Below are 22,015 nucleotides of genomic sequence, written 5' to 3'. Positions count from 1 at the left end.
GCTCGAACTTCCTCGGAAAGCGATAGACCGATCGGGTGAGACAAGCGCTGTCGTGGCACGGGATGGGTGAAGCGATATCCGGGCCCATGCTTCCGTAGAGATCCCGCATATCGCTTCGCTCATGCGGGCTACAAAAGCTGTGCGCGCTCATTGCGCCGCCCGAAACATCCGGACACATCACATCTCCGCGCGCCAGACATGTGCCGCCAACATGTCCCGCTCGTGCCGCAACTTGGACGCATTCGGCCGCCCTTCTGTGAGGCGTGTCTGGGGGCACGGCACTGCCGCGTTTGGACTAACCTTCTAGGGGTATCACTGTGAAGAAGATTGTAATTGCTCTGGGTGCCACGCTTGCTCTCGTGACGGCTGCCAACGCTGCGGATCTGCCGCGCCGCCAGCCTGTGCCGGCCTATCCGGCCGAGCAGGCGCCGATCGGAAAGATGCCGATTGGCAAGAGCCCGGTTGGAAAGGCCCCGATCGGCAAGGCGCCCGGCCCGGTCGCAGCGCGCTACTGACGCGCAATACGAATCTGCGTAAGCGGCCGAGACCAGAGGGGCACAACGTGACGTACAAACCTGACCGATCGGGATCCTGCATCCTCGCGGGCTTCGCGCTCGCGGCCATGATCGCATGCACGATGCCCTCGGCCTCGGCCAAAGATTCAGCCCACGAAGCGAACAAGCGCGTTGCCGACGCGAATGCGCTTGCCACGACCGACACCGCATCACGACCGGCGCCGCAAGCGACGCGGCGTCCGCTCGCACGTGCGGAGAAGGGTCCCTACTACGTCGATTTTCGCGCCCGCACGGCCGCGAGCTGGGGCCACGCCTTCGTCTGGTACGGCAAGACCAGCGAGAAGGCGGTCGAGGTCGCAGGCCTCACGCCCGCGGGCGACACGCTCGCTTACGTGCTCGGCCACATCACCTTCGTGCCCTCCGAGACCGGCGCAAGCTACGGCGATCTCGACCCGGAATATCTGACCGCGAGCTATCGCGTCTATCTGAACGAGGCCGACGCCAAGCGCGTCTTCGCCTACATCAAGGAGCTGCAGGCGAGCTCGCCGGTGTGGAACGCCGAGACCGCCAACTGCACCGGCTTCATCGGCGACATCGCCGAGTTCATGGGCTTGCAGGTCCCCAACCGCTGGCAGCGCCCGGAAAACTTCGTCAACCGCCTCAAGGAAATGAACGGCGGCCGCCAGATGGTGCGGCTGTCGGCGGAGTAGCTGGCCGGACCACGTCCGCATATCCCTCCAACGTCGTCCTGAAGCCAGGAACCATCGCCCCGGTCGGCGCCATCGGGCACGCCGTGGCCAGCATTCCGTCTTGGCTTTCGCCGGACGACGGCGGTGGATGTGGCAAGCGTAACCATTCCAATTATCCGCCCTACGGAAACACCCCCTCCCGCTCGCATGAAGGCCCGCACGCCTGCGCAATAGACTTTTGCCACCCCCGGCGGCATCCTTCCGGCATCAACCGACAACAGAGCCTGCGGGCCGCCCAGGGGGAAAACGTCATGTTGCAGACACGGTTCACCAAGCTCGTCGGTGTCGAGCACCCGATCGTCCAGGGCGGCATGCAATGGGTCGGGCGGGCCGAGCTGGTCGCGGCGGTCGCCAATGCAGGCGCGCTCGGCTTCATCACCGCGCTGACCCAGCCGACGCCGGAGGATCTCTCCAAGGAGATCGCGCGCTGCCGCGACCTCACCGACAAGCCGTTTGGCGTCAACCTCACCATCCTGCCCGCGATCAAGCCGCCGCCTTATGCCGAATACCGCGCCGCCATCATCGAGAGCGGCATCACGGTGGTCGAGACCGCCGGCAACAAGCCGCAGGAGCATGTCGACGAGTTCAAGAAGCACGGCGTCAAGGTCGTGCACAAATGCACCAGTGTCCGCCACGCGCTCTCGGCCGAGCGGATGGGCGTCGACGCCATCTCGATCGACGGCTTCGAATGCGCCGGCCACCCCGGCGAGGACGACACCCCCGGCCTGATCCTGATCCCGGCCGCCGCCAACAAGATCAAGCTCCCGATGATCGCCTCGGGCGGCTTCGCCGATGCCCGCGGCCTCGTCGCGGCGTTGGCACTGGGGGCCGACGGCATCAACATGGGCACCCGCTTCATGGCGACCAGGGAAAGCCCGATCCACCAGCTCATCAAGGAGAAAATCGTCGCCAATGACGAGCGCGAGACCGAGCTGATCTTCCGCACCATGCGCAACACCTCGCGCGTCGCCAGGAACGAGATCTCGACCAAGGTCGTCGCGATGGAAAAGGAAGGCGCCAGGTTCGAGGACATCCGCGAGCTCGTTGCGGGTGCCCGCGGCAAGATGGTCTACGCGACGGGCAATTCCGACGAAGGCATCTGGTCGGCCGGCCAGGTGCAGGGCCTGATCCAGGACATCCCGAGCTGCGCCGACCTCGTCTCCCGCATCGTGCGCGAGGCGGAGGCCATCATCCGCGGCCGGCTGGAAGGCATGATCGTTCATCCGACCGCGCAAGCCGCGGAATAATCACTTCAAGACGCGAGAGTAATTTATGAAGGCTTATGTCTACGGTACTGATGGCGCTCAGATTTCCGACGTCGCTCAACCGAAGCCCAAGGGCACGCAGGTGCTGGTGCGCGTCCGCGCCTGTGGCCTCAATCGCGCCGATACCGGCATGCGCAAGGGCCACGCCCATGGCGCGGCCGGCGGCGCCGGCACCGTGCTCGGCATGGAATGGGCCGGCGAAGTCGCCGAGCTCGGGCCCGACGCAAAAGGCGTGAAGGTCGGCGATCGCATCATGGGCTCGGGCGGCGCCGCCTTCGCCGAATACACGCTCGCCGATCACGGCCGGCTGTTCCGCGCACCTTCGAACATGAACTTCGAGGAGGCCGCCACCCTGCCCGTCGCGCTCGCGACCATGCACAACGCCGTCGTCACCGTAGGCGGCGTGCAGGCGGGCCAGAGCGTGCTGATCCAGGGTGCCAGCTCCGGCGTCGGGCTGATGGCGATGCAGATTGCCAGGCTCAAGGGCGCAAAGCTGGTGATCGGCTCGTCGACCGACGCCACTCGCCGCGGCCGACTGAAGGACTATGGCGCCGATCTCGCCGTCGACAGCTCGGATCCGAAATGGGTCGACGAGGTCCTGAAGGCAACCAACGGCGAAGGCGTCGATCTCATCGTCGACCAGGTCTCCGGCAAGGTCGCGAGCCAGAACCTCGCAGCGACCAAGGTGAAGGGCCGCATCGTCAATGTCGGCCGGCTGGGCGGCACCCATGCCGACTTCAACTTCGACCTGCACGCCGCGCGCCGCATCGACTATGTCGGCGTCACCTTCCGCACCCGCACCATCGAGGAGGTCCGCGAGATCTTCGAGGAGGTCCGCAAGGACATCTGGGGTGCGGTCGAGTCGCGAAAACTGCAGCTGCCGATCGACAGGGTTTATCCGTTCGACCAGATCGATCAGGCGTTCGAGCACATGGAAGCGAACAAGCATCTGGGGAAGATCGTGGTGACGGTGTGATCCCTGGCCGGGCGCTAACGACCCCGGTCTCGTAGGGTGGGCAAAGCGAAGCGTGCCCACCATCAGCCTTTGATCAAGAGATACCTGTTGGTGGGCACGGCGCTACGCGCCTTTGCCCGTCCTACGAGCTCTGAGGCAATACGTGGATGCCCGGGACAAGCCCGGGCATGACGGAGCTAGTAGCCGCCATTCAATTCGGAAGTATTCGCAATAGCTTCGCTCCTGCAACTCACTTGCGACTATAGCTGTGGATCGTCGCTTGATGTTCAGCCTTAGGCTGCTAAATCCCCGCCATGACCTCCCAGCACAACAAGACCTCGGTCGCAGCGATCTCGATCTTCGCCAGCGGCGGCATGGCGGTAGCCAAGTTCATGGTCGGGATCGCGATCGGCTCGCTGGCGCTGATCTCGGAGGCGCTGCACTCCGCGATCGACCTGATCGCCACCATCATCACCTGGGCGGTGGTGCGGGTGTCCGACAAGCCGGCGGACGAGGAGCACCATTACGGCCATGGCAAGCTGGAGAGCATCTCCGCGCTCGGCGTCACCGCCCTGCTCTACGTGCTCGCCGGCGGCATCCTGGTCGAGGCCTATAGCCGGCTGCGCGAGGGAACCCCGCCGCCAACGATTTCGGCCGTGCCGTTCGTCGTGCTGGTGATCGACATCGCGGTGAACCTCTGGCGCGCCCGCGCGCTGCACCGCGCCGCGCGCGCGACCAGGAGCCAGGCGCTGGCAGCGGATGCTCTGCATTTCGCCTCCGACGTGATGGGCTCATTTGCCGTGATCGGTGGCCTGATCCTCGCGGGGCTCGGCTTCTGGTGGGGCGATGCGGCCGCGGCCGCCGCAGTCGCGGTGATGATCGCGGCTCTCGGCCTGCGCATGGCCGGCTCGACCGTGCAGACCCTGGTCGACCGCGCGCCGGAGGGCGCCCAGGAGAAGGCCAAGGCCGCGATCCGCAGCGTGCCCGGGGTGATCGACGTCGAGCGGCTGCGCGTGCGCATGGTCGGAGCGACCACCTTCATCGACACCATCGCAAAGGTGCCGCGGACCTATCCGATCGACCGCGTCGAGGACATCAAGCACAATGCCGAGCTGGCCGTCAGCAAGGCGTTCGGCGACGCCGACCTCACCTTCACGGCCGTCCCGGTCGCGCGCAACAACGAGACGGTGCGCGACCGCATCATGGTGATCGCGCGCAATTCCGGCCTCGCGATCCACCACGTCACGGTGCACGATCTCGGCGCCAAGCTGATCGTCAGCATCGACCTCGAGGTCGACGGCGAGATGCGGCTCGATTCAGCCCACGACGTCGCCAACACGCTGGAGCGCAATATCCAGGTAGAATTCGGCGAGGACGTCGAGGTCGACGTCCATATCGAGCCGCTGGAACCGGAACTGCCGTTCGGCGTCGACGCCCCGCCGGAACGCGTGCAGGCGATTGCCGCAGCGCTCGCCGAGTTTGCCGGCGAAGGCGAGATCCACGACATCCACAATGTGCGCGTCCGCAACACCGACGCCGGCGAGATCGTCAACTTCCACTGCCGCGCCGCACCGGCGATGAGCGTGATCAAGGTACACGAGCATGTCGACGCGATCGAGCGCGCATTGCGGCGCGCATTCCCGAGCGTGAAGCGCGTCATCAGTCACGCCGAACCGCCGCGTGTGTGACCGCGCGCGACCTGGAGCCAACGTTCTCGTTTCGGACTCCTCGCGCACGTCGATTTGCGGAGACCCGATGCACAAACTGCGTGTTGGATAAGAATAATTTCGCGTTAACGATTCGTTGACTCTCGACAGCCTGCGAAAACTGGATTCAAATCGGTGTGATTCGGAAGCGACGTGGGGCTGCTTCCGAAACTCAAGTTGCAAGCAGGTTTTCCAGGGGGCCGAAGGCATGGCGCGCGCAGACGCCGCGAACGCGTGTGTCCAATCCGACTCGATCAAGGGATTGGCGCAATCGATCGCGAAACCTGCCTATCATCGGCTCCTGATCGCGGAGCCGGCGCTGCGCCGCGCCGTGCCGACGCTCATCATCGCCTTCCTGATCACCATCTGCCTCGGCGCGTTCGTGCAGGTCGTCGACCAGACGCGCCAGAAGCGGATGGTGATCCGGCACGACATCTCGGCGCTCGCCGACCTGCTCGCCGAACGGATCGACCGCCTCACCTCCGTGCGACAGGAGCGGCTCAAGAACATCGAGAGCCTGCCGACGCTGCTGCCCGATCTCATTCCGTCCTGGGGCACCGCCTCGGGCCGCCACGTCATCGTCACGTCCGCCGGAATCGACCGCCGCATCCTCGCCCGCATCCCGGTCGACAGCGATCCCTCCGGCAACGACCGCCTGCTCGATGCGATCACCACGGCGCAACTGGTCGCGGCGCCGCCGCGCGACGCCAACGCCTCCGACATGACGCTGCCGAACGGCAATGCCGCGATGGCGACCTCGCGGCAGATCAAGTCGATGCCCGGCTTCGTCACCGTGATCCAGGAACGCAACGAGCCGATCTGGGGCTCGGACGCCGCGCTCTCGGTGACGCTGTCGGCGACCACCGGCTTCGTCGTCCTGATCCTGGGCTTCGCCTTCCACTGGCAGTCGACCCGCGCCCGCGAAGGCGACCTCATCAACGACGCCGTGCGCGGTCGCATCGACACCGCGCTCAACCGCGGCCGCTGCGGCCTGTGGGACTGGGACCTGTCCCGCGGCCGGATCTTCTGGTCACAGTCGATGTTCTCGATGCTCGGCCTCGACGGCCGCAACGAACTCCTCACCTTCGGCGAGGTCAACGCGCTGGTGAAGTCCGACGACATCGACCTGTTCGAGATCGCCGACCAGCTCATCTCCGAGAAGATCGACCACATCGACCAGACCTTCCGCATGCAGCATGTCGACGGCCACTGGATCTGGCTGCGCGTCCGCTGCGAGAAGACGCGCGGGGCGACCGATTCCAGCGTGCACCTGATCGGGATCGCGGTCGACATCACCGAGCAGAAGAGCCTCGCCGAGAAGACGGTGGAAGCCGACCTTCGCCTGCGCGACGCGATCGAGACCATTCCCGAAGCCTTCGTGCTGTGGGACGCCAGCGACCGCCTGGTACTCTGCAATTCGCACTTCCAGCGGCTGCACAAGCTGCCCGACACCGCCGTGATCCCCGGCACCTCCTACGAGACCGTGCTCGAGGTCGGCCGCATGCCGGAGGTGCGCACCCGCCACAACGACACCGCCGCCCAAGGCCCGGGCGCGCGCACCTTCGAGGCGCAGCTCGACGACGGCAGCTGGCTGCACATCAGCGAGCGCCGCACCAAGGACGGCGGCTACGTCTCGGTCGGCACCGACATCACGCGCATCAAGGAGCACGAACAGAAGCTGGTCGACAACGACCTGCGCCTGCGCGCCACCGTCATTGACCTCAAGCGCTCGCAGGCCGCGCTGGAGCGCCAGGCGGTCGAGCTCGCCGACCTCGCCGAAAAGTACCAGCGCGAGAAGACTCGCGCCGAGGAAGCCAACCAGACCAAGTCGAAGTTCCTCGCCAATATGAGCCACGAGCTGCGCACGCCGCTCAACGCCATCATCGGCTTCTCCGAGATCATGGGCTCGGGCATGTTCGGCGAGCTCGGCAGCGAAAAATACCAGGAATACTGCCAGGACATCCTGACCAGCGGCCATTATCTGCTCGAGGTCATCAACGACATCCTCGACATGTCCAAGATCGAGGCCGGCCGCATGAAGCTCGACATGGAGGAGCTCGACCTGTCGCGCACGCTCGCCGAGTCGTTGCGGGTCGTCACCGGCCGGGCGCAGGACAAGCACCTGACGCTCGACGCCGATATCGCAAAATCCATCTCCGTCGTCGCCGACCGCCGCGCCACCAAGCAGATCATCGTCAACCTGCTCTCCAACGCGGTAAAGTTCACGCCCGACGGCGGACGCGTCGTGGTGCGCAGCCGGCAGCTCGACGACAAGATCGTACTGATGATCGCCGACACCGGCATCGGCATCGCGCCGCATTCGCTGGCGCGGCTCGGCCGGCCCTTCGAGCAGGTCGAAAGCCAGCTCACCAAGACCTATCACGGCTCCGGCCTCGGGCTCGCCATCGCGCGCTCGCTGGCGCAGCTCCACGGTGGCTCGATGCGCCTGCGCTCGAAGCTCGAAGTCGGCACCGTTGTGCGCGTGACCTTGCCGCGCGACGCGGTCAAGGCAGCGGCCGGGATATCGGCCGCGGCCTAGCGTCTGGCGGGAAGCTCGCCTGCGGCCACCTTCGAGACGCCGCCTCCGGCGGGGCCCTCAGGACGAGGCTTGCTCGGGCTCTGCCGCACCCCCACGTCGCTCGAACACGCTTGATCCCTACAATTGCAGCGTCGGCGCGACCTCGCGCGCGACATTCACCAGCGCCGCGATCTGCGGCGTCATCGGATCGCGCTGCGGGATCACGAGGCCGATGCTGTAATTGACCTCGGGGTCGACGATCGGGATCGAGCGCACGGTATCGGACAGGCCGAGGGTCTCGGCGAGCTTGGCCGGCATCACGCTGGCCCAGCGCCCGGTCTTGACGTGCGTGAACAGCACCAGCAGCGAGTTCGAGGTCAGCGTCGGCGTCGCCTCGGCACCCACCGAGCGCAGCGCGCGGTCGATGATGCGCCGGTTCTGCATGTCGGGCGTAAGGAGGCACAGCGGCACCTGCCCGACCTCGGTCCAGGTTACGGTCTCGCGGTCGCCGAACATCGCGTCGGGCGCGGTCAGCAGGCGGTAGCTCTCGTTGTAGAGCGGGATGGTGCGAACCTTGCCGATCGGCTCGTTCTCGATATAGGTCAGCCCCGCATCGACCTCGAGATTTTCGAGCAGCCCCAGCACCTCGGACGAGGTGGTGGACTGGATGCGGAAGCGCACCTCCGGATGCCTGGCGCGGAACGGCGTCGTCAGCGTGGCGACCATGCCGAGCGCGGTCGGGATCGCCGCGATGCGGATCTCGCCGGAGAGCTGGTGCTTGAGTCCGTTGATCTCGTCGCGCATAGCCCGCGCGTCGCCCACGATCCGCCGCGCCCAGTCCAGTGCGCGCTCGCCTTCCGGCGTAAAGCCCTGGAAGCGGGACCCACGCTGGACCAGCATCACGCCGAGGATCTCCTCGAGCTGCTTGAGCCCGGTCGACATCGTCGGTTGCGTCACGCCGCAGACCTCCGCCGCGCGTCCGAAATGCCGCTCCTTCGCCAGTGCCAGCAACAGCTCGAGCTTATCGATCAACCGGTCGTCCCTTCAACTTGTGTCCCGGCATGCAAGTTAGCACGCCCGTCCCCTTCCCAACACGCGAAAACGCCCGGTGCAAGCGCTTTGATGGCAATCAAAAATCGCTCGATTGCGATTTCAAATCGATCCGAATTCGCAATCGCAGCACGGGACAGCTTTATTGATCTTCGAATGATTCCAAATAGTTTGTGCCGAAGGAACGCTCAGAACGAGAACGAAGAATGACAGCGGTTTACGAGCCTTGTTACGAGCCTTGGAACGAGACGCGCGGCGCCGAGATCATCGCCGAACACGCTCAGCAGGAAGGCGCGACGCTCGTCATCCTGCATGCGCTTCAGGAGGCGTTCGGCTACGTGCCGGAGGCCGCCATTCCCATGGTGGCGCAGGCGCTGAATCTGTCGCGTGCCGAGGTGCACGGTGTCTTCACGTTCTACCATGATTTCCGCCACAAGCCGGCCGGCCGCCATGTGCTGAAGCTCTGCCGCGCGGAGGCCTGTCAGGCCGCAGGCGGCGATGCGCTGGCGGCGCGCGCCGAGGCGAAGCTCGGCGTGTCGCTCGGCAGCACCACGGCCGACGATCGCGTCACGCTGGAGCCGATCTACTGCCTCGGCCTGTGCGCGACCGCGCCGTCGGCGATGCTCGACGGCCGCCTGATCGGCCGGCTCGATCAGAAGCGGCTCGATGCCCTGGTCGCGGAGGCACAACGATGAGCATGCGTCTCTACGTCTCTCGTGATGCCGGGGCGGTGGCCGTCGGCGCCGACGAGGTCGCGCTGGCGCTGGAGCAGGCCGCCGCCAAGCGCGGCGTTGCGATCGAGATCGTCAGGACCGGCTCGCGTGGCCTGTACTGGCTGGAGCCGCTGGTGGAGGTTGCGACACCGCAGGGCCGGATCGCATTCGGCCCGGTCAGCGAGACCGACGTGCCCTCCCTGCTCGATGCGCTCGCCAGCAACACGCCGCATCTCTTGCGGCTCGGCGCGACGGACGAGATCCCGTGGCTGAAGCGCCAGACCCGCCTCACCTTCGCCCGCTGCGGCGTGATCGATCCGCGCTCGCTCGACGACTACCGCGCCCATGGCGGCTACAAGGGCCTCGAACGGGCTCTCTCGCTCGGCTCGGATGCGATCCTGAGCGAGGTCACCGCATCCGGCCTGCGCGGTCGCGGCGGCGCGGGCTTTCCGACCGGCATCAAATGGAAGACCGTCGCGCAAGCCAAGGCCGACCGCAAATTCATCGTCTGCAACGCCGACGAAGGCGACAGCGGCACCTTCGCCGACCGCATGATCATGGAGGGCGATCCCTTCCTGGTGATCGAGGGCATGACGACCGCCGGCCTCACCGTCGGCGCGACCAAGGGCTACATCTATATCCGCAGCGAGTATCCGCACGCGGTCGAGGCGATGAACACCGCCATCGTGGCGGCGAAGCGCGGCGGCTATCTCGGCGCGAACATCGGTGGCTCGAAGCAAACGTTCGATCTCGAGGTGCGCGTCGGCGCCGGCGCCTATGTCTGCGGCGAGGAGACCTCGCTGCTGGAGAGCCTCGAAGGCCGCCGCGGCATCGTGCGCGCCAAGCCGCCGCTGCCCGCTCATCACGGCCTGTTCGGCAAGCCGACCGTGATCAACAACGTGCTGTCCTTCGCCGCGATCCCCTTCATCCTCGCCGAAGGCGCCAAGGCCTACGCCGATTTCGGCATGGGCCGCTCGCGCGGCACGATGCCGATCCAGCTCGCCGGCAACATCCGCTACGGCGGCTTGTATGAGACCGCGTTCGGCGTGACGCTCGGCGAGCTCGTCGACGACATCGGCGGTGGCACGTTCACGGGCCGCCCGGTCCGCGCAGTGCAGGTCGGCGGCCCGCTCGGGGCCTATTTCCCACGCGCGCTGTTCGACACGCCGTTCGACTACGAAGCCTTCGCCGCGCGTGACGGCCTGATCGGCCATGGCGGCATCGTCGTGTTCGACGACAGCGTCGACATGCGCAGGCAGGCGCGCTTCGCCATGGAGTTCTGCGCCGTCGAATCCTGCGGCAAATGCACGCCGTGCCGGATCGGCTCGACCCGCGGCGTCGAGACCATCGAGAAGATCATCAACGGCGAGCGCGTGCATGAAAACCTCGCGCTTGTCGAAGACCTCTGCAACACCATGAAATTCGGCTCGCTCTGCGCACTCGGCGGCTTCACGCCCTACCCCGTGCTCAGTGCGTTGAAGCACTTCCGGGAGGATTTCCTCCCCGCGCCGACCACGCTTCAGGCCGCGGAATAGGAGAACGACAATGTCTCTGATCGAAGAAATCGACTTCGGCACGCCGCGTTCGAAATCGGAAACGATGGTGACGCTGACCATCGACGGCAATGAGGTCACGGTGCCCGAGGGCACCTCGATCATGCGCGCCGCGATGGACGCCGGCCACCAGATCCCAAAACTCTGCGCCACCGACATGGTCGACGCGTTCGGCTCCTGCCGGCTCTGCCTGGTCGAGATCGAGGGCCGCGCCGGTACGCCGGCCTCCTGCACCACGCCGGTCATGAACGGGCTCGTCGTCCACACCCAGACCGAGCGGCTCAAGAAGCTGCGCAAGGGCGTGATGGAGCTCTACATCTCCGACCATCCGCTCGACTGCCTCACCTGCGGCGCCAACGGCGATTGCGAATTGCAGGACATGGCCGGCGCCGTGGGCCTGCGCGACGTGCGCTACGGCTATGAGGGCGAGAACCACGTCTTCGCCAAGACACCTGGCAAGACCGACGGCTGCACCAACGACAATTGGATGCCGAAGGACGAGTCGAACCCCTACTTCACCTACGATCCCTCCAAGTGCATCGTCTGCTCGCGCTGCGTCCGCGCCTGCGAGGAAGTGCAAGGCACCTTCGCACTGACGATCTCCGGCCGCGGCTTCGACAGCCGCGTCTCGCCGGGCATGAGCGAGAGCTTCCTCGGCTCCGAATGCATCTCCTGCGGCGCCTGCGTGCAGGCCTGCCCGACCGCGACGCTGACGGAAAAGTCCGTGATCGAGATCGGCCAGCCCGAGCACTCGGTCGTCACCACCTGCGCCTATTGCGGCGTCGGCTGCGCCTTCAAGGCCGAGATGCGTGGCGAGGAAGTGGTGCGTATGGTGCCCTACAAGGACGGCAAGGCCAATCGCGGCCATTCCTGCGTCAAGGGCCGCTTCGCCTGGGGTTACACCAACCACAAGGAACGCATCCTTAACCCCATGATCCGCGACCGGATCGAGGATCCCTGGCGCGAAGTCTCGTGGGACGAGGCGTTCTCGTTTGCCGCCGCCAGGATGCGCGGCATCCAGAAGGCATACGGCCGCGACGCCATCGGCGGCATCACCTCCTCCCGCTGCACCAACGAGGAAACCTATCTGGTGCAGAAGCTGATCCGCGCCGGCTTCGGCAACAACAACGTCGACACCTGCGCCCGCGTCTGCCACTCGCCGACCGGCTATGGCCTCGCCACAACCTTCGGCACCTCCGCCGGCACGCAGGATTTCGACTCGGTCGAGGACACCGACGTCGTGGTCGTGATCGGCGCCAACCCGGCCTCGGCGCATCCCGTGTTCGCTTCCCGCCTGAAGAAGCGGCTGCGCCAGGGCGCCAGGCTGATCGTGATCGATCCGCGCCGCACCGAGATGGTGGAATCGCCGCATGTGAAGGCGCTGCACCTGCCCTTGATGCCCGGTACCAACGTCGCGGTCATGACGGCGATCGCACATGTCATCGTCACCGAGGGCCTCGTCAACGAAGCCTTCGTGCGCGAGCGCTGCGACTGGAGCGAGTTCGAGGAATGGGCCGCCTTCGTCGCTCAGCACAACAACAGCCCGGAAGCCACCGCCATTCTCACCGGCGTCAATCCGAAGGATCTGCGCGAGGCGGCCCGCACCTACGCCACCGGCGGCAACGGCGCGATCTATTACGGCCTCGGGGTCACGGAGCACAGCCAGGGCTCGACCACCGTGATCGCGATCGCCAACCTCGCGATGGCAACAGGCAATATCGGCCGCCCCGGCGTCGGCGTGAACCCGCTGCGCGGCCAGAACAACGTGCAGGGCTCCTGCGACATGGGCTCGTTCCCGCACGAGCTGCCCGGCTATCGCCACATCTCCGGCGATGCCGTGCGCGACCAGTTCGAGGCACTGTGGAACGTCAAGCTCAACCCCGAGCCGGGCCTGCGCATCCCCAACATGTTCGATGCCGCGGTCGAAGGCACCTTCATGGGCATCTACGTGCAGGGCGAGGACATCCTGCAGTCCGATCCCAACACGTCGCACGTCGTGGCGGCGCTGTCGGCGATGGAATGCGTCATCGTCCACGATCTCTTCCTGAACGAGACTGCCAACTACGCCCACGTCTTCCTGCCCGGCTCGAGCTTCCTCGAGAAGGACGGCACCTTCACCAACGCCGAGCGCCGTATCCAGCGCGTGCGCAAGGTGATGACGCCGAAGAACGGCATGGCCGACTGGGAGGTCACCATCGGCCTTGCCAAGGCCATGGGCTTCGAGATGAACTACAGCCACCCCTCCGAGATCATGGACGAGATCGCGGCGCTGACGCCGACCTTCGCCGGCGTCTCCTATGCCAAGCTCGACGAGCTCGGCTCGGTGCAATGGCCCTGCAACGACAAAGCGCCCGAGGGGACGCCGGTGATGCATATCGACGGCTTCGTCCGCGGCAAGGGCAAGTTCGTCGTCACCGAATATGTCGCGACCGACGAGCGCACCGGCCCGCGCTATCCCCTGCTGCTCACCACCGGCCGCATCCTCAGCCAGTACAATGTCGGCGCACAGACCCGGCGCACCGAGAACGTGGTCTGGCATGCCGAGGACCGGCTGGAGATCCATCCGCACGATGCGGAGCAGCGCGGCGTGCGCGACGGCGACTGGGTCCGCCTGAAGAGCCGCGCCGGCGAGACCACGCTGCGTGCCGAGATCACCGACCGCGTTGCGCCCGGCGTCGTCTACACCACCTTCCATCATCCGGACACGCAGGCCAACGTCATCACGACCGACTATTCGGACTGGGCCACGAACTGCCCCGAATACAAGGTCACGGCGGTCCAGGTCTCGCCCTCGAACGGCCCGTCCGACTGGCAGAAGGCCTATGATGCGCAGGCGCGGCAGTCCCGCCGCATCGTACCGGCCGAGGCTGCGGAGTAGCCGCATGCACGTCCCGGTCCAGGCCATCGACCGCGAGATCTGGCGCGACGGCGTTGCGTCCGAGGGCGCACGGCTGGTCCCCGAGGAGACACCGCTGGCGCTGACCTACAATGGGGGCACCTACGCGGTCATGATGGGGACACCGCAAAACCTGGAAGATTTTGCGGTCGGCTTCAGCGTGAGTGAAGGCATCGTCAAATCCGTCGACGACATCCGGTCGCTCGAAATGGTGCGCCTCGACGACGGCATCGAGCTGCGCATGTGGCTGGCGTCGGAGGAAGCCGCGCGCATCAGCGAGCGTCGCCGCCATATCGCCGGCCCGACCGGCTGCGGTATCTGCGGCATCGAATCCATTGCCGAAGCGGTGCGGCCGGCTTCGGTCGTGCCGCAAGGGCAGACCTTCACGCCGGAAGAGATCATGGCGGCGATGCAGGCCATCGCGCCCCTGCAATCCATCAACCTGCAAACCCGCGCCGTTCACGCCGCCGCGTTCTGGTCCCCTGCCGGCGGGATCGGCGCGCTGCGTGAGGATGTCGGCCGCCACAACGCGCTCGACAAGCTCGCCGGGGCGATTGCGCGCAGCCGCACGGAGACGTCCGGCGGCATAGTGCTGCTGACGAGCCGCGTCTCGGTGGAGATGGTGCAGAAGACGGCCGCGATCGGGGCTCCCGTGATGGTCGCCGTCTCCGCGCCGACGGCGCTCGCAGTGCGCACGGCGGAAGCCGCCGGCATCACGCTGATCGCCATTGCCCGCCAGGACGGGTTCGAAGTGTTTTCGCATGGCGGCCGAATTGTCGCCCGCCATGCCACGGAGGTTGCCGATGTCGCCTGACCGCCTGATCTACATGGCCAACCAGATCGGCAAGTTCTTCCAGAGCCAGGGCCACGACAAGGCCGTGCCGGGAATTGCCGAGCACATCAAGAAATTCTGGGACCCCCGGATGAAGCGCGCGATCTTCGCCCATCTCGATGCGGGCGGCGCCGGCCTTGCGCCCGATGTCCGCGAGGCGATCACCGCGCTCAGGCAGACGACGTCCCTTCCAGCAGCGCCGTGAAGACGCGCCGCACCTCGCTCTGCGTCTCTTTCACCCGCGCCTCGAGCGAGGAGAAATCCGGCGCGTCGCCGGCCCGCGCCATCACGCGCTGAAGATCGGTGCCCGCGGTCTCCGGCTTGAAACGGTCGCTGACGCACAGCCGCAGAATCTGCGTCAGGTCGTGATAGAGCCGGGCTGCGGCTCGCAATATCTCGGTCTCCGATTGCGGGAGCACGCCGAGCCTGCATGCGTTCTCCAGCACCTGCATGGTGCTGACGTCGAGGATCTCCGGCTTGTCGTGGGCATGCACGAGCTGGAGATATTGCGCGATGAAGTCGATATCGACCATGCCGCCGGCGGCATGTTTGAGGTCCCAGCAATCCGCCTCGCCCTTCTCCTGGGCGATGGCGCGCCGCATGTCGGCGACGTCGTTGGCGGTGATGGCGGGGTCGCGGCGGCGGGTCAGGACATCGCGGATGACGCGCTCGATGCGCTCCCGGAATTCGGGCGACGCCGACACCACGCGGGCGCGCGTCAGTGCCATGTGCTCCCAGGTCCAGGCCTCGTTGGCCTGGTAGTCCGCGAACGAGACGAGGCTCGAGGCCACGGGACCGGCGCGCCCCGAGGGACGCAGCCGCATGTCGATCTCGTAGAGCACGCCGTAATTGGTGCGCGTCGTGAAGGCGCTGATCAGGCGTTGGGTGAAGCGCGCGAAATAGTGGGCACCCTGCAGCGATTTTTCACCATCGGAGTCCGGATTGTCCCTGTCGAAATCGTAGAGCAGGATGAGGTCGAGATCGGACGAGGCCGTCATCTCGCGGCTGCCGAGCCGGCCCATCGCAATGATCGCGGTCTCCTGCCCCTTGATGCGGCCGTGCTGGGCGGCGAAGCGATCGGCGACGAGGCCGTGCACGGTGTGGACGATGCCTTCGGCGACATCGGCAAAGGCCGTGCTGGCCTGCTGTGCCGAGACCGTGCCGGACAGGATGCGCGTGCCGATCAGGAACAGGCTCTCCTGCCCGAACAGGCGCAGGCGGTCGAGGAACTCCTCGTATGAGTCGGCATCCTGCACGGTCGCAGCCAACCGTCCCGACAACTCCTGCCGGTCGGGCATGGCGCCGAAGAAGCGCGGATCGATCAGGCCGTCCATCAGCTGCGGCTTGCGCGCCAGCATTTCGCCGAGCCTGGGGGCTGCGCCCAGCACCAACGCCACCAGCGCGACGAGATCGCGGTTCTGGCCGAGCAGCGTGATCAGCCGGCCGCCGCGCTGCAGCGCCCCGAGGAAATGATCGAACGCCACGACGGCGCGATCCGGCTCCTCGGCATGGGCGAGACCATCGATCAGGGCCGGCACGAACTCGACGAAGGCGCTTCGCGTCGCCTCAACGCGAAACACGCGATAATCGCCGGTGATCCAGTCGCGCACGGTCTGCGCAACGGCCGCAGGTTTCTTGAAGCCGAGTGCCGCCAAATGCTGGAACAGCCGCGGATCCTCGGGACCTGCACTGTAGTCGAGCGCCGGCAGCTTGGCCGTGCCGGTCGGATCGTCGCCCTCGAACAGCTTTTCGTAGTGGCCCTGCACGATCTCGAGCTGGCGCAGCAACTCGCGCGCAAAGGCGTCGCGATCCCGATAGCCGAAGAACCAGGCGAAACGCTCGACCGCTTCCTTGTCCTCGGGCAGCGTATGGGTCTGCTCGTCGGCGATCATCTGAAGACGATGCTCGACGCGGCGCAGGAATTCGTAGGCCGCGGTCAGCTCGTCGCGCGCGACAAAGGTGATCCAGTTGCTGGAGGCGAGCACGTCGAGCGCCTTGAGCGTCGGCCGCACCCGCAATTGCGGATGGCGGCCGCCGGCGATCAGCTGCTGCGTCTGGGCGAAGAACTCGATCTCGCGGATGCCGCCGCGCCCGACCTTGACGTTGTGGCCCTCGACGGCGACCTCGCTCTGGCCGCGATAGGTCTGCATCTGCCGCTTCATGTCGTGCACGTCGGCGAGCGCGGCGAAATCGAGATGCTTGCGCCAGACGAAGGGCGCGATCTCGGCGAGAAGCGCCTCGCCCGCCCGGGAATCACCGGCGCAGGCCCGCGCCTTGATCATCGCGGCGCGCTCCCAGGTGCGCCCTTCCCGCTCGTAATAGTTCAGCGCGGCATCCCGCGAGATCGCAACCTGGGTCGAGGACGGATCGGGCCGCAGGCGCAGATCGACGCGGAACACGTAACCGTCATAGGTGCGCTGCTGGAGGATGCGCGCCATCCCCTGGGTCACGCGCACGAAGAACGGCTGCGGCTCGATATCGGGCGCGAGCGTGGTCGCATCGGGATCGAAGAACACGATGAGATCGATGTCGCTGGAATAGTTCAGCTCGCCCGCGCCCATCTTGCCCATCGCGAGCACGATCAGCCCGCAGCCGACTTCGGGCGCTTCGGGATCGGGGGGTGTGAGCTTGCCGCGTGCGGCTTCCTGCCGCAGCAGGTACTGAAGCGCCGCCTGGACCGAAAACACCGCGACATCGGTCAGCGCCGCCGTCACCCGCATCACCGGCCAGACGCCGCCGATATCGCACAACGCGGTCAGCAGCGCCGCTTCCGCCTTCATGCGGCGAAGCAGGCGCATCACCTCGGCTTCGTCAGGCGCCGCAAGCACGGCGTCCCGCGCCTCCGCCATCAGCCCCGCCAGATGCAGATCCGGATCGCATTCGAGCAACCGGATCAGGCGCGGGGGATCGGCGCGCACCAGATCGAACAGATAGGGCGAGAATTCCGCAATGCCGGCCAGAATATCCCGCGCGAAGGGATGAACCAGCGCCGATTCGAGACGGGACGATTGCGCGGGCTCGAGCTCGGCCAGCCAATTCGCGAAGCGCTGTTCGTCGGTTGCGGAAGCGGCAACACAGGGGGCCTCCGCGAAGCGTGCGGCGAGGCCCTCACCATGCTTGTCCGCGTTTCCCGGCGCGGAGTGGATCATGCCACCTTCTGTGGCACATCCGGTATTGGCGGAGCAACCCTGTCGCCGGCGCCCACCCGCGCCGGCAGCACCAGCGTGGCGACCAGGCCGGGATGGGCATCGCCCAGGCGCAATTCGCCGCCGTGCAGTGTCGCAACCGCCGCAGCGAGGCTGAGGCCGAGGCCGGAGCCCGGCAGCGTGCGGCTGGCCTCCAGCCGCACGAATCGCTCGACGACGTGCTTGCGATCCGCCTCCGGGATCCCCGGACCACGATCGGTGACGCTGAGCAGCACCTGGTCGCCATCGCGCTTCGCCTCGATCGTGATCTGCCGGGCGTCCATGCTGACCACAGTTCCCGCGGCCTGGGCCTCCGGCTTGCCGTATTTGATCGCATTCTCGACGAGATTGGCGAGAGCCTGGCTGATCAGCTCACGATTGGCGTGAACCGGCGTCGGCTCTGCCCTGACCTTCAGGGTCATGCCGTCGTCTTCGGCCAGCGGCTCGTAGAGCTCGTGGATGCCGCCGGCGACGTCCGCGGCGTCGAAATCGTCCATGTTGCCGCGCGCCTGTCCGGACTCGGCGCGCGCGATCATCAGAAGCGCGTTGAAGGTGCGGATCAGCCCGTCGGACTCTTCGATGGTGCGCTCCAGCGCGGCGCGGTAGTCGGCCTCGCAGCCCGATCTGGCCAGCGCCTCCTCGGCGCGGTTGCGCAGGCGCGTCAGCGGCGTCTTGAGGTCGTGCGCGATGTTGTCGGAGACTTCCTTCAGCCCCGCCATCAGCGCCTCGATCCGCTCCAGCATGGCGTTGAGGTTCTCGGCGAGACGGTCGAGCTCGTCGCCGCTGCGCCCTACCGGCAGGCGCTCGCTGAGATCACCGGTCATGATCCGCTGCGTGGTGCCGGTCATGGCGTCGATGCGCCTCAGGACACGGCGCGCCACGAAGATGCCGCCGCCGAGACCGAGCACGACCACGATCAAGACCGACCATTGCGCCGCCTTGGCGACGATGCCGAACAGACGCCGCCGTTCGTCGAGATCTCGGCCGATCAGCAGGCGAAAGCCGTTCTCCAATTCGGTGACGCGCACCAGCGCGCGATGATCGCGCTCGTCGGCGTCCTCGATCCGGCGGTAGGCCGTCTCCGTCCAGCCGCGCGTCGCCATCACGCCCGGCGCCAGCGAGCCGACATTGCCGGCAACCGCCTGCCCGGTCGGCGTGGTCACGAGATAGAGGTTGGCGCCCGGACGCAGCGCCCGATACTCGATCGTGCGCACGAGGCCGTACATGCCGCGGCGGTCGTAGATCTCGCTGATCTCCGAGGTCTCGGCATTGACCGTCTGCGTGATTTCCTCGGTGATCAGCCGCCGCGTATTCCAGGCGAAATAGGCCAGCAGCGAGGCCGCGAACATCGCGAACAGCAGCAAATAGACCAGCGTCAGCCGGAACGCCGTGGTGCGGACGAGTTTACCGAATGCCGTCACGGATCATGTACCCGGCGCCGCGGATCGTGTGCAGCAGCGGGCGCTCGAAACCCTTGTCGATCTTGGAGCGCAGCCGCGAAATGTGCACGTCGATCACGTTGGTCTGCGGATCGAAATGATAGTCCCAGACGTTCTCGAGCAGCATGGTGCGCGTCACCACCTGGCCAGCATGCTTCATGAGGTATTCGAGCAGGCGAAATTCGCGCGGCTGGAGCGTCAGCTCGTCCTTGCCGCGGGCGACGCGGTGCGACAGCCGGTCGAGCTCGAGGTCGCCGACGCGGTAGAGCGTGTCCTCGGCGGGGCCGCCGCGGCGACGCGACAGCACCTCGACGCGGGCCAGGAGCTCGGCGAAGGAATAGGGCTTCGGCAGGTAGTCGTCGCCGCCGGCACGCAGGCCCTTGATGCGGTCGTCGACCTGCCCGAGCGCGGAGAGGATCAGCACCGGCGCGGTGTTGTCCTTGTCGCGCAGCGCGCCGATCAGCGACAGGCCGTCGCGCTTGGGCAGCATGCGGTCGACCACCAGCACGTCGTAGTCGCCGCTCTCGGCCATGGCGAGGCCCTCCTCGCCGTCGGCGGCGTGGTCGGCAATGTGTCCGACCTCGCGAAACGCCTTCACGAGATAGTCGGCGGATTCGCGGTCGTCTTCAATGATGAGGAGGCGCATCGTGCGTTCGGCGGCGGTCAAGGGCGTGAACCTTCTCTAAACATGGCGCGAGCGGCAATCGCATGCAAGCCGAGCGGACCAATCTCGGATCGAGAAAAAGGCGGGCGGTGAAGCTGGGGGGACCTCACCGCCCTAGGCCTTCCGACGGAGGGGGGCGTAATTCCACCGGAAGGTAGACAGGGGAAGCGAGCGTTGCGCTGCTCCCCCGAAGGGCGCCGCCGGCGGGGGCGACTGATGCCGACGACACCCTTCATCTCGTAGGCCTCCTGACGCCTCGGCCCTCTCAGCTCTTGGCGATGGGCACGGCGACGAAGCGCGACTGGCCGCCGCTCTTCACCCGCATCAGGATGCTGTTCTTGTTGTCGGTCCGCGCCGTGTTGATGGCATCGCGGACCTCACCGGCGGTGGCGACGCTCTTGCCGCCGACTTCGAGGATCACGTCGCCTTCCTTGAAGCCGCGTTCGGCCGCGGCGCTCTTCGGATCGACCTGGGTGACCACGACGCCTTCCTTGCCGGCGCCGGCAACGGAATTGGCGGGCGCAACGGTCATGCCGAGCTTGGGCACGTCGGTGCCACGGTTCGCACCCTTGCCGCTGTCATTGTCGTTGTCGGCCTTGGCCTCGACCGTGTTCGGCAGCTGGCCGAGCGTGAGGTTCACCACCTTGTCCTGGCCCTTGTGCAGCACGTTGAGCTTCACGGTGGCGCCGGGCGCCATGCCGCCGATCGTGCGCGCAAGCTCGCGGGCGTCCTTGACGGATTCGCCGTTGACCGACGTGATGACGTCGCCGGACTCGATGCCGGCCTTGGCCGCCGGACCGTTCGCCTGCGGCTCCGCCACCAGCGCGCCTTCGGCCTTCTTCATGCCGAGGCTGTCAGCGATGTCGGACGTCACCGGCTGGATCTGCACGCCGATCCAGCCGCGGCTGACCGAACCCTTGTCCTTGAGCTGGGCCACGACGCTCTTCACGGTGCTCGCGGGAATCGAGAAAGCGATGCCGACGCTGCCGCCCGAGGGCGAGTAGATCGCGGTGTTGACGCCCATCACCTCGCCATTGGTGTCGAAGGCCGGACCGCCGGAATTGCCCTTGTTCACGGGCGCGTCGATCTGGATGAAATCGTCATAGGGGCCATTGCCGATATCGCGGCCGCTGGCCGAGACGATGCCGGCAGTCACGGTGCCGCCGAGGCCGAAGGGATTGCCGACCGCGAGCACCCAGTCGCCGATCCGCGGCTTGCTGTCGGCAAGCTTGGCGAACGGGAAATTCGAGCTGCCCTCGACCTTGATCAAGGCGAGGTCGGTGCGCTGGTCGGTGCCAATCACCTTGGCGGTATAGGACTTGCCGTCGTCGGTGGTGACCTCGACCTTGTCGGCGCCGTCGACCACGTGATTGTTGGTCACGGCATAGCCGTCGGCCGAGATGAAGAAGCCGGAGCCCTGGCCCTGCACGACGCGGCCACGACCGCCCTTCATGCCCGGGAAACCGTCCGGACCGCCGAAGCGGCGGAAGAAGCGCTCCATCGGCGAGCCGGGCTGGAACGGCGAGGACGAGTCATCGCCATCGTCGTTGCTCGCGGTCTTCTCCTTGATGTTGACCTTCACCGAGATCACCGACGGCTTCACGCGCTCGACGATGTCGGCGAATCCGACCGGACGCTCGACCTTGCGGACTTCGTTGTTGACCTGCGCATGCGCCGGGCTCGAGAACAGGTCGGCCGGCGAGGTCGAGGGGCTGAAGCCGTAAACGGCCGCGCCGAGACCGGCGACGACCGAGGCCATCAGCGCGACCTTGCGCGCGGAGAAGACCGACCGGCGCGGCTGCCGGTAGGACGGAAGGTTCGAGAGGTCGGGACGGTCGGTCATGCAGAGATCTCCAAGGCCTTGAAATTCATTTGGCGCCGGCGGCACCTTACGGACCTGAACATGGGGGCTCCCGCCTTACCGTGCGCTGGCGGCGGGGTTAAACTTTTGTAATGAAGCCGTGCACGGATGCGG

16 protein-coding genes are annotated in these 22,015 nt (G+C 66.5%); 11 read left to right on the top strand and 5 right to left on the bottom strand.

What is annotated here, in order from left to right:
* Window positions 1-317: 317 nt before the first annotated feature.
* From HAP40_RS13520 to HAP40_RS13495, 6 genes are all read left to right on the top strand, one after another.
* Window positions 318-515: a hypothetical protein gene (locus HAP40_RS13520; protein WP_246926536.1), complete on the top strand. Its 198-nt coding sequence runs from the start codon at window positions 318-320 to the stop codon at window positions 513-515.
* A gap of 47 nt (window positions 516-562) precedes the next feature.
* The gene (locus HAP40_RS13515; protein ID WP_166817330.1) at window positions 563-1,225 is read left to right on the top strand and encodes a hypothetical protein; all 663 of its coding nucleotides are present in this window, start codon (window positions 563-565) and stop codon (window positions 1,223-1,225) included.
* A gap of 290 nt (window positions 1,226-1,515) precedes the next feature.
* Complete coding sequence (locus HAP40_RS13510) at window positions 1,516-2,511, top strand: NAD(P)H-dependent flavin oxidoreductase (protein ID WP_166817331.1); 996 nt, start codon at window positions 1,516-1,518, stop codon at window positions 2,509-2,511.
* A 25-nt stretch (window positions 2,512-2,536) separates the two neighbouring features.
* Window positions 2,537-3,505 carry a quinone oxidoreductase family protein gene (locus tag HAP40_RS13505; protein ID WP_166817332.1) on the top strand — a complete coding sequence of 323 codons (969 nt, stop codon included), beginning with the start codon at window positions 2,537-2,539 and terminating at the stop codon, window positions 3,503-3,505.
* A 293-nt stretch (window positions 3,506-3,798) separates the two neighbouring features.
* Window positions 3,799-5,172, top strand: a complete 1,374-nt coding sequence (locus HAP40_RS13500) for a cation-efflux pump (RefSeq protein WP_166817333.1) — start codon at window positions 3,799-3,801, stop codon at window positions 5,170-5,172.
* 226 nt (window positions 5,173-5,398) lie between these two features.
* The gene (locus tag HAP40_RS13495; RefSeq protein ID WP_166817334.1) at window positions 5,399-7,729 is read left to right on the top strand and encodes a PAS domain-containing sensor histidine kinase; all 2,331 of its coding nucleotides are present in this window, start codon (window positions 5,399-5,401) and stop codon (window positions 7,727-7,729) included.
* A 117-nt stretch (window positions 7,730-7,846) separates the two neighbouring features.
* Here the strand turns inward: HAP40_RS13495 and HAP40_RS13490 are convergent, their stop codons facing one another.
* Window positions 7,847-8,740 carry a LysR family transcriptional regulator gene (locus HAP40_RS13490; RefSeq protein ID WP_166817335.1) on the bottom strand — a complete coding sequence of 298 codons (894 nt, stop codon included), beginning with the start codon at window positions 8,738-8,740 and terminating at the stop codon, window positions 7,847-7,849.
* A 224-nt stretch (window positions 8,741-8,964) separates the two neighbouring features.
* Between HAP40_RS13490 and HAP40_RS13485 the strand changes: the two genes are divergently transcribed.
* Genes HAP40_RS13485 through HAP40_RS13465 form a run of 5 tightly spaced genes read left to right on the top strand, consistent with a single transcriptional unit; the run spans window position 8,965 to window position 14,957 of the window.
* Window positions 8,965-9,453, top strand: a complete 489-nt coding sequence (locus tag HAP40_RS13485; RefSeq protein ID WP_166817336.1) for a formate dehydrogenase subunit gamma — start codon at window positions 8,965-8,967, stop codon at window positions 9,451-9,453.
* Window positions 9,450-11,006: a formate dehydrogenase beta subunit gene (locus HAP40_RS13480; protein ID WP_166817337.1), complete on the top strand. Its 1,557-nt coding sequence runs from the start codon at window positions 9,450-9,452 to the stop codon at window positions 11,004-11,006. Before HAP40_RS13485 ends, HAP40_RS13480 begins: the two co-directional genes overlap by 4 nt.
* Before the next feature lie 10 nt (window positions 11,007-11,016).
* Window positions 11,017-13,902: a formate dehydrogenase subunit alpha gene (gene fdhF / locus HAP40_RS13475; protein ID WP_166817338.1), complete on the top strand. Its 2,886-nt coding sequence runs from the start codon at window positions 11,017-11,019 to the stop codon at window positions 13,900-13,902.
* Between the two features lie 4 nt (window positions 13,903-13,906).
* Window positions 13,907-14,734, top strand: coding sequence for a formate dehydrogenase accessory sulfurtransferase FdhD (gene fdhD, locus HAP40_RS13470; protein WP_166817339.1), 828 nt, complete (start codon window positions 13,907-13,909; stop codon window positions 14,732-14,734).
* Window positions 14,724-14,957 carry a formate dehydrogenase subunit delta gene (locus HAP40_RS13465; protein WP_166817340.1) on the top strand — a complete coding sequence of 78 codons (234 nt, stop codon included), beginning with the start codon at window positions 14,724-14,726 and terminating at the stop codon, window positions 14,955-14,957. The genes fdhD and HAP40_RS13465 overlap by 11 nt, the downstream gene beginning before the upstream one ends.
* Here HAP40_RS13465 and HAP40_RS13460 read toward each other — a convergent pair.
* The 4 genes from HAP40_RS13460 to HAP40_RS13445 all read right to left on the bottom strand — a co-directional run bounded on the left by HAP40_RS13460 (window position 14,923) and on the right by HAP40_RS13445 (window position 21,883).
* Window positions 14,923-17,901, bottom strand: a complete 2,979-nt coding sequence (locus HAP40_RS13460) for a bifunctional [glutamine synthetase] adenylyltransferase/[glutamine synthetase]-adenylyl-L-tyrosine phosphorylase (protein ID WP_166817341.1) — start codon at window positions 17,899-17,901, stop codon at window positions 14,923-14,925. The genes HAP40_RS13465 and HAP40_RS13460 overlap by 35 nt on opposite strands.
* Window positions 17,898-19,358, bottom strand: coding sequence for a sensor histidine kinase (locus HAP40_RS13455; protein WP_166817342.1), 1,461 nt, complete (start codon window positions 19,356-19,358; stop codon window positions 17,898-17,900). Before HAP40_RS13455 ends, HAP40_RS13460 begins: the two co-directional genes overlap by 4 nt.
* Window positions 19,342-20,022, bottom strand: a complete 681-nt coding sequence (locus tag HAP40_RS13450; RefSeq protein WP_166817343.1) for a response regulator transcription factor — start codon at window positions 20,020-20,022, stop codon at window positions 19,342-19,344. The genes HAP40_RS13455 and HAP40_RS13450 overlap by 17 nt, the downstream gene beginning before the upstream one ends.
* 283 nt (window positions 20,023-20,305) lie before the next feature.
* A complete protein-coding gene (locus tag HAP40_RS13445) occupies window positions 20,306-21,883 on the bottom strand; it encodes a Do family serine endopeptidase (RefSeq protein ID WP_166817344.1) in 1,578 nt (525 codons plus the stop codon).
* Window positions 21,884-22,015 lie beyond the last annotated feature (132 nt).

The organism is Bradyrhizobium sp. 1(2017), from assembly GCF_011602485.2.
GTDB lineage: Bacteria > Pseudomonadota > Alphaproteobacteria > Rhizobiales > Xanthobacteraceae > Bradyrhizobium.
Note: the sequence above shows the minus strand (reverse complement) of the source record. Positions and strands in the feature narration are given on the sequence as shown.

Coding starts and splice junctions, on each gene's coding strand:
- HAP40_RS13505 (WP_166817332.1), top strand. CDS start 2,537: ATGAAGGCTTATGTCTACGGTACTGATGGCGCTCAGATTTCCGACGTC.
- HAP40_RS13510 (WP_166817331.1), top strand. CDS start 1,516: ATGTTGCAGACACGGTTCACCAAGCTCGTCGGTGTCGAGCACCCGATC.
- HAP40_RS13495 (WP_166817334.1), top strand. CDS start 5,399: ATGGCGCGCGCAGACGCCGCGAACGCGTGTGTCCAATCCGACTCGATC.
- HAP40_RS13465 (WP_166817340.1), top strand. CDS start 14,724: ATGTCGCCTGACCGCCTGATCTACATGGCCAACCAGATCGGCAAGTTC.
- fdhF (WP_166817338.1), top strand. CDS start 11,017: ATGTCTCTGATCGAAGAAATCGACTTCGGCACGCCGCGTTCGAAATCG.
- HAP40_RS13445 (WP_166817344.1), bottom strand. CDS start 21,883: ATGACCGACCGTCCCGACCTCTCGAACCTTCCGTCCTACCGGCAGCCG.
- HAP40_RS13460 (WP_166817341.1), bottom strand. CDS start 17,901: ATGATCCACTCCGCGCCGGGAAACGCGGACAAGCATGGTGAGGGCCTC.
- HAP40_RS13480 (WP_166817337.1), top strand. CDS start 9,450: ATGAGCATGCGTCTCTACGTCTCTCGTGATGCCGGGGCGGTGGCCGTC.
- HAP40_RS13450 (WP_166817343.1), bottom strand. CDS start 20,022: ATGCGCCTCCTCATCATTGAAGACGACCGCGAATCCGCCGACTATCTC.
- fdhD (WP_166817339.1), top strand. CDS start 13,907: ATGCACGTCCCGGTCCAGGCCATCGACCGCGAGATCTGGCGCGACGGC.
- HAP40_RS13485 (WP_166817336.1), top strand. CDS start 8,965: ATGACAGCGGTTTACGAGCCTTGTTACGAGCCTTGGAACGAGACGCGC.
- HAP40_RS13500 (WP_166817333.1), top strand. CDS start 3,799: ATGACCTCCCAGCACAACAAGACCTCGGTCGCAGCGATCTCGATCTTC.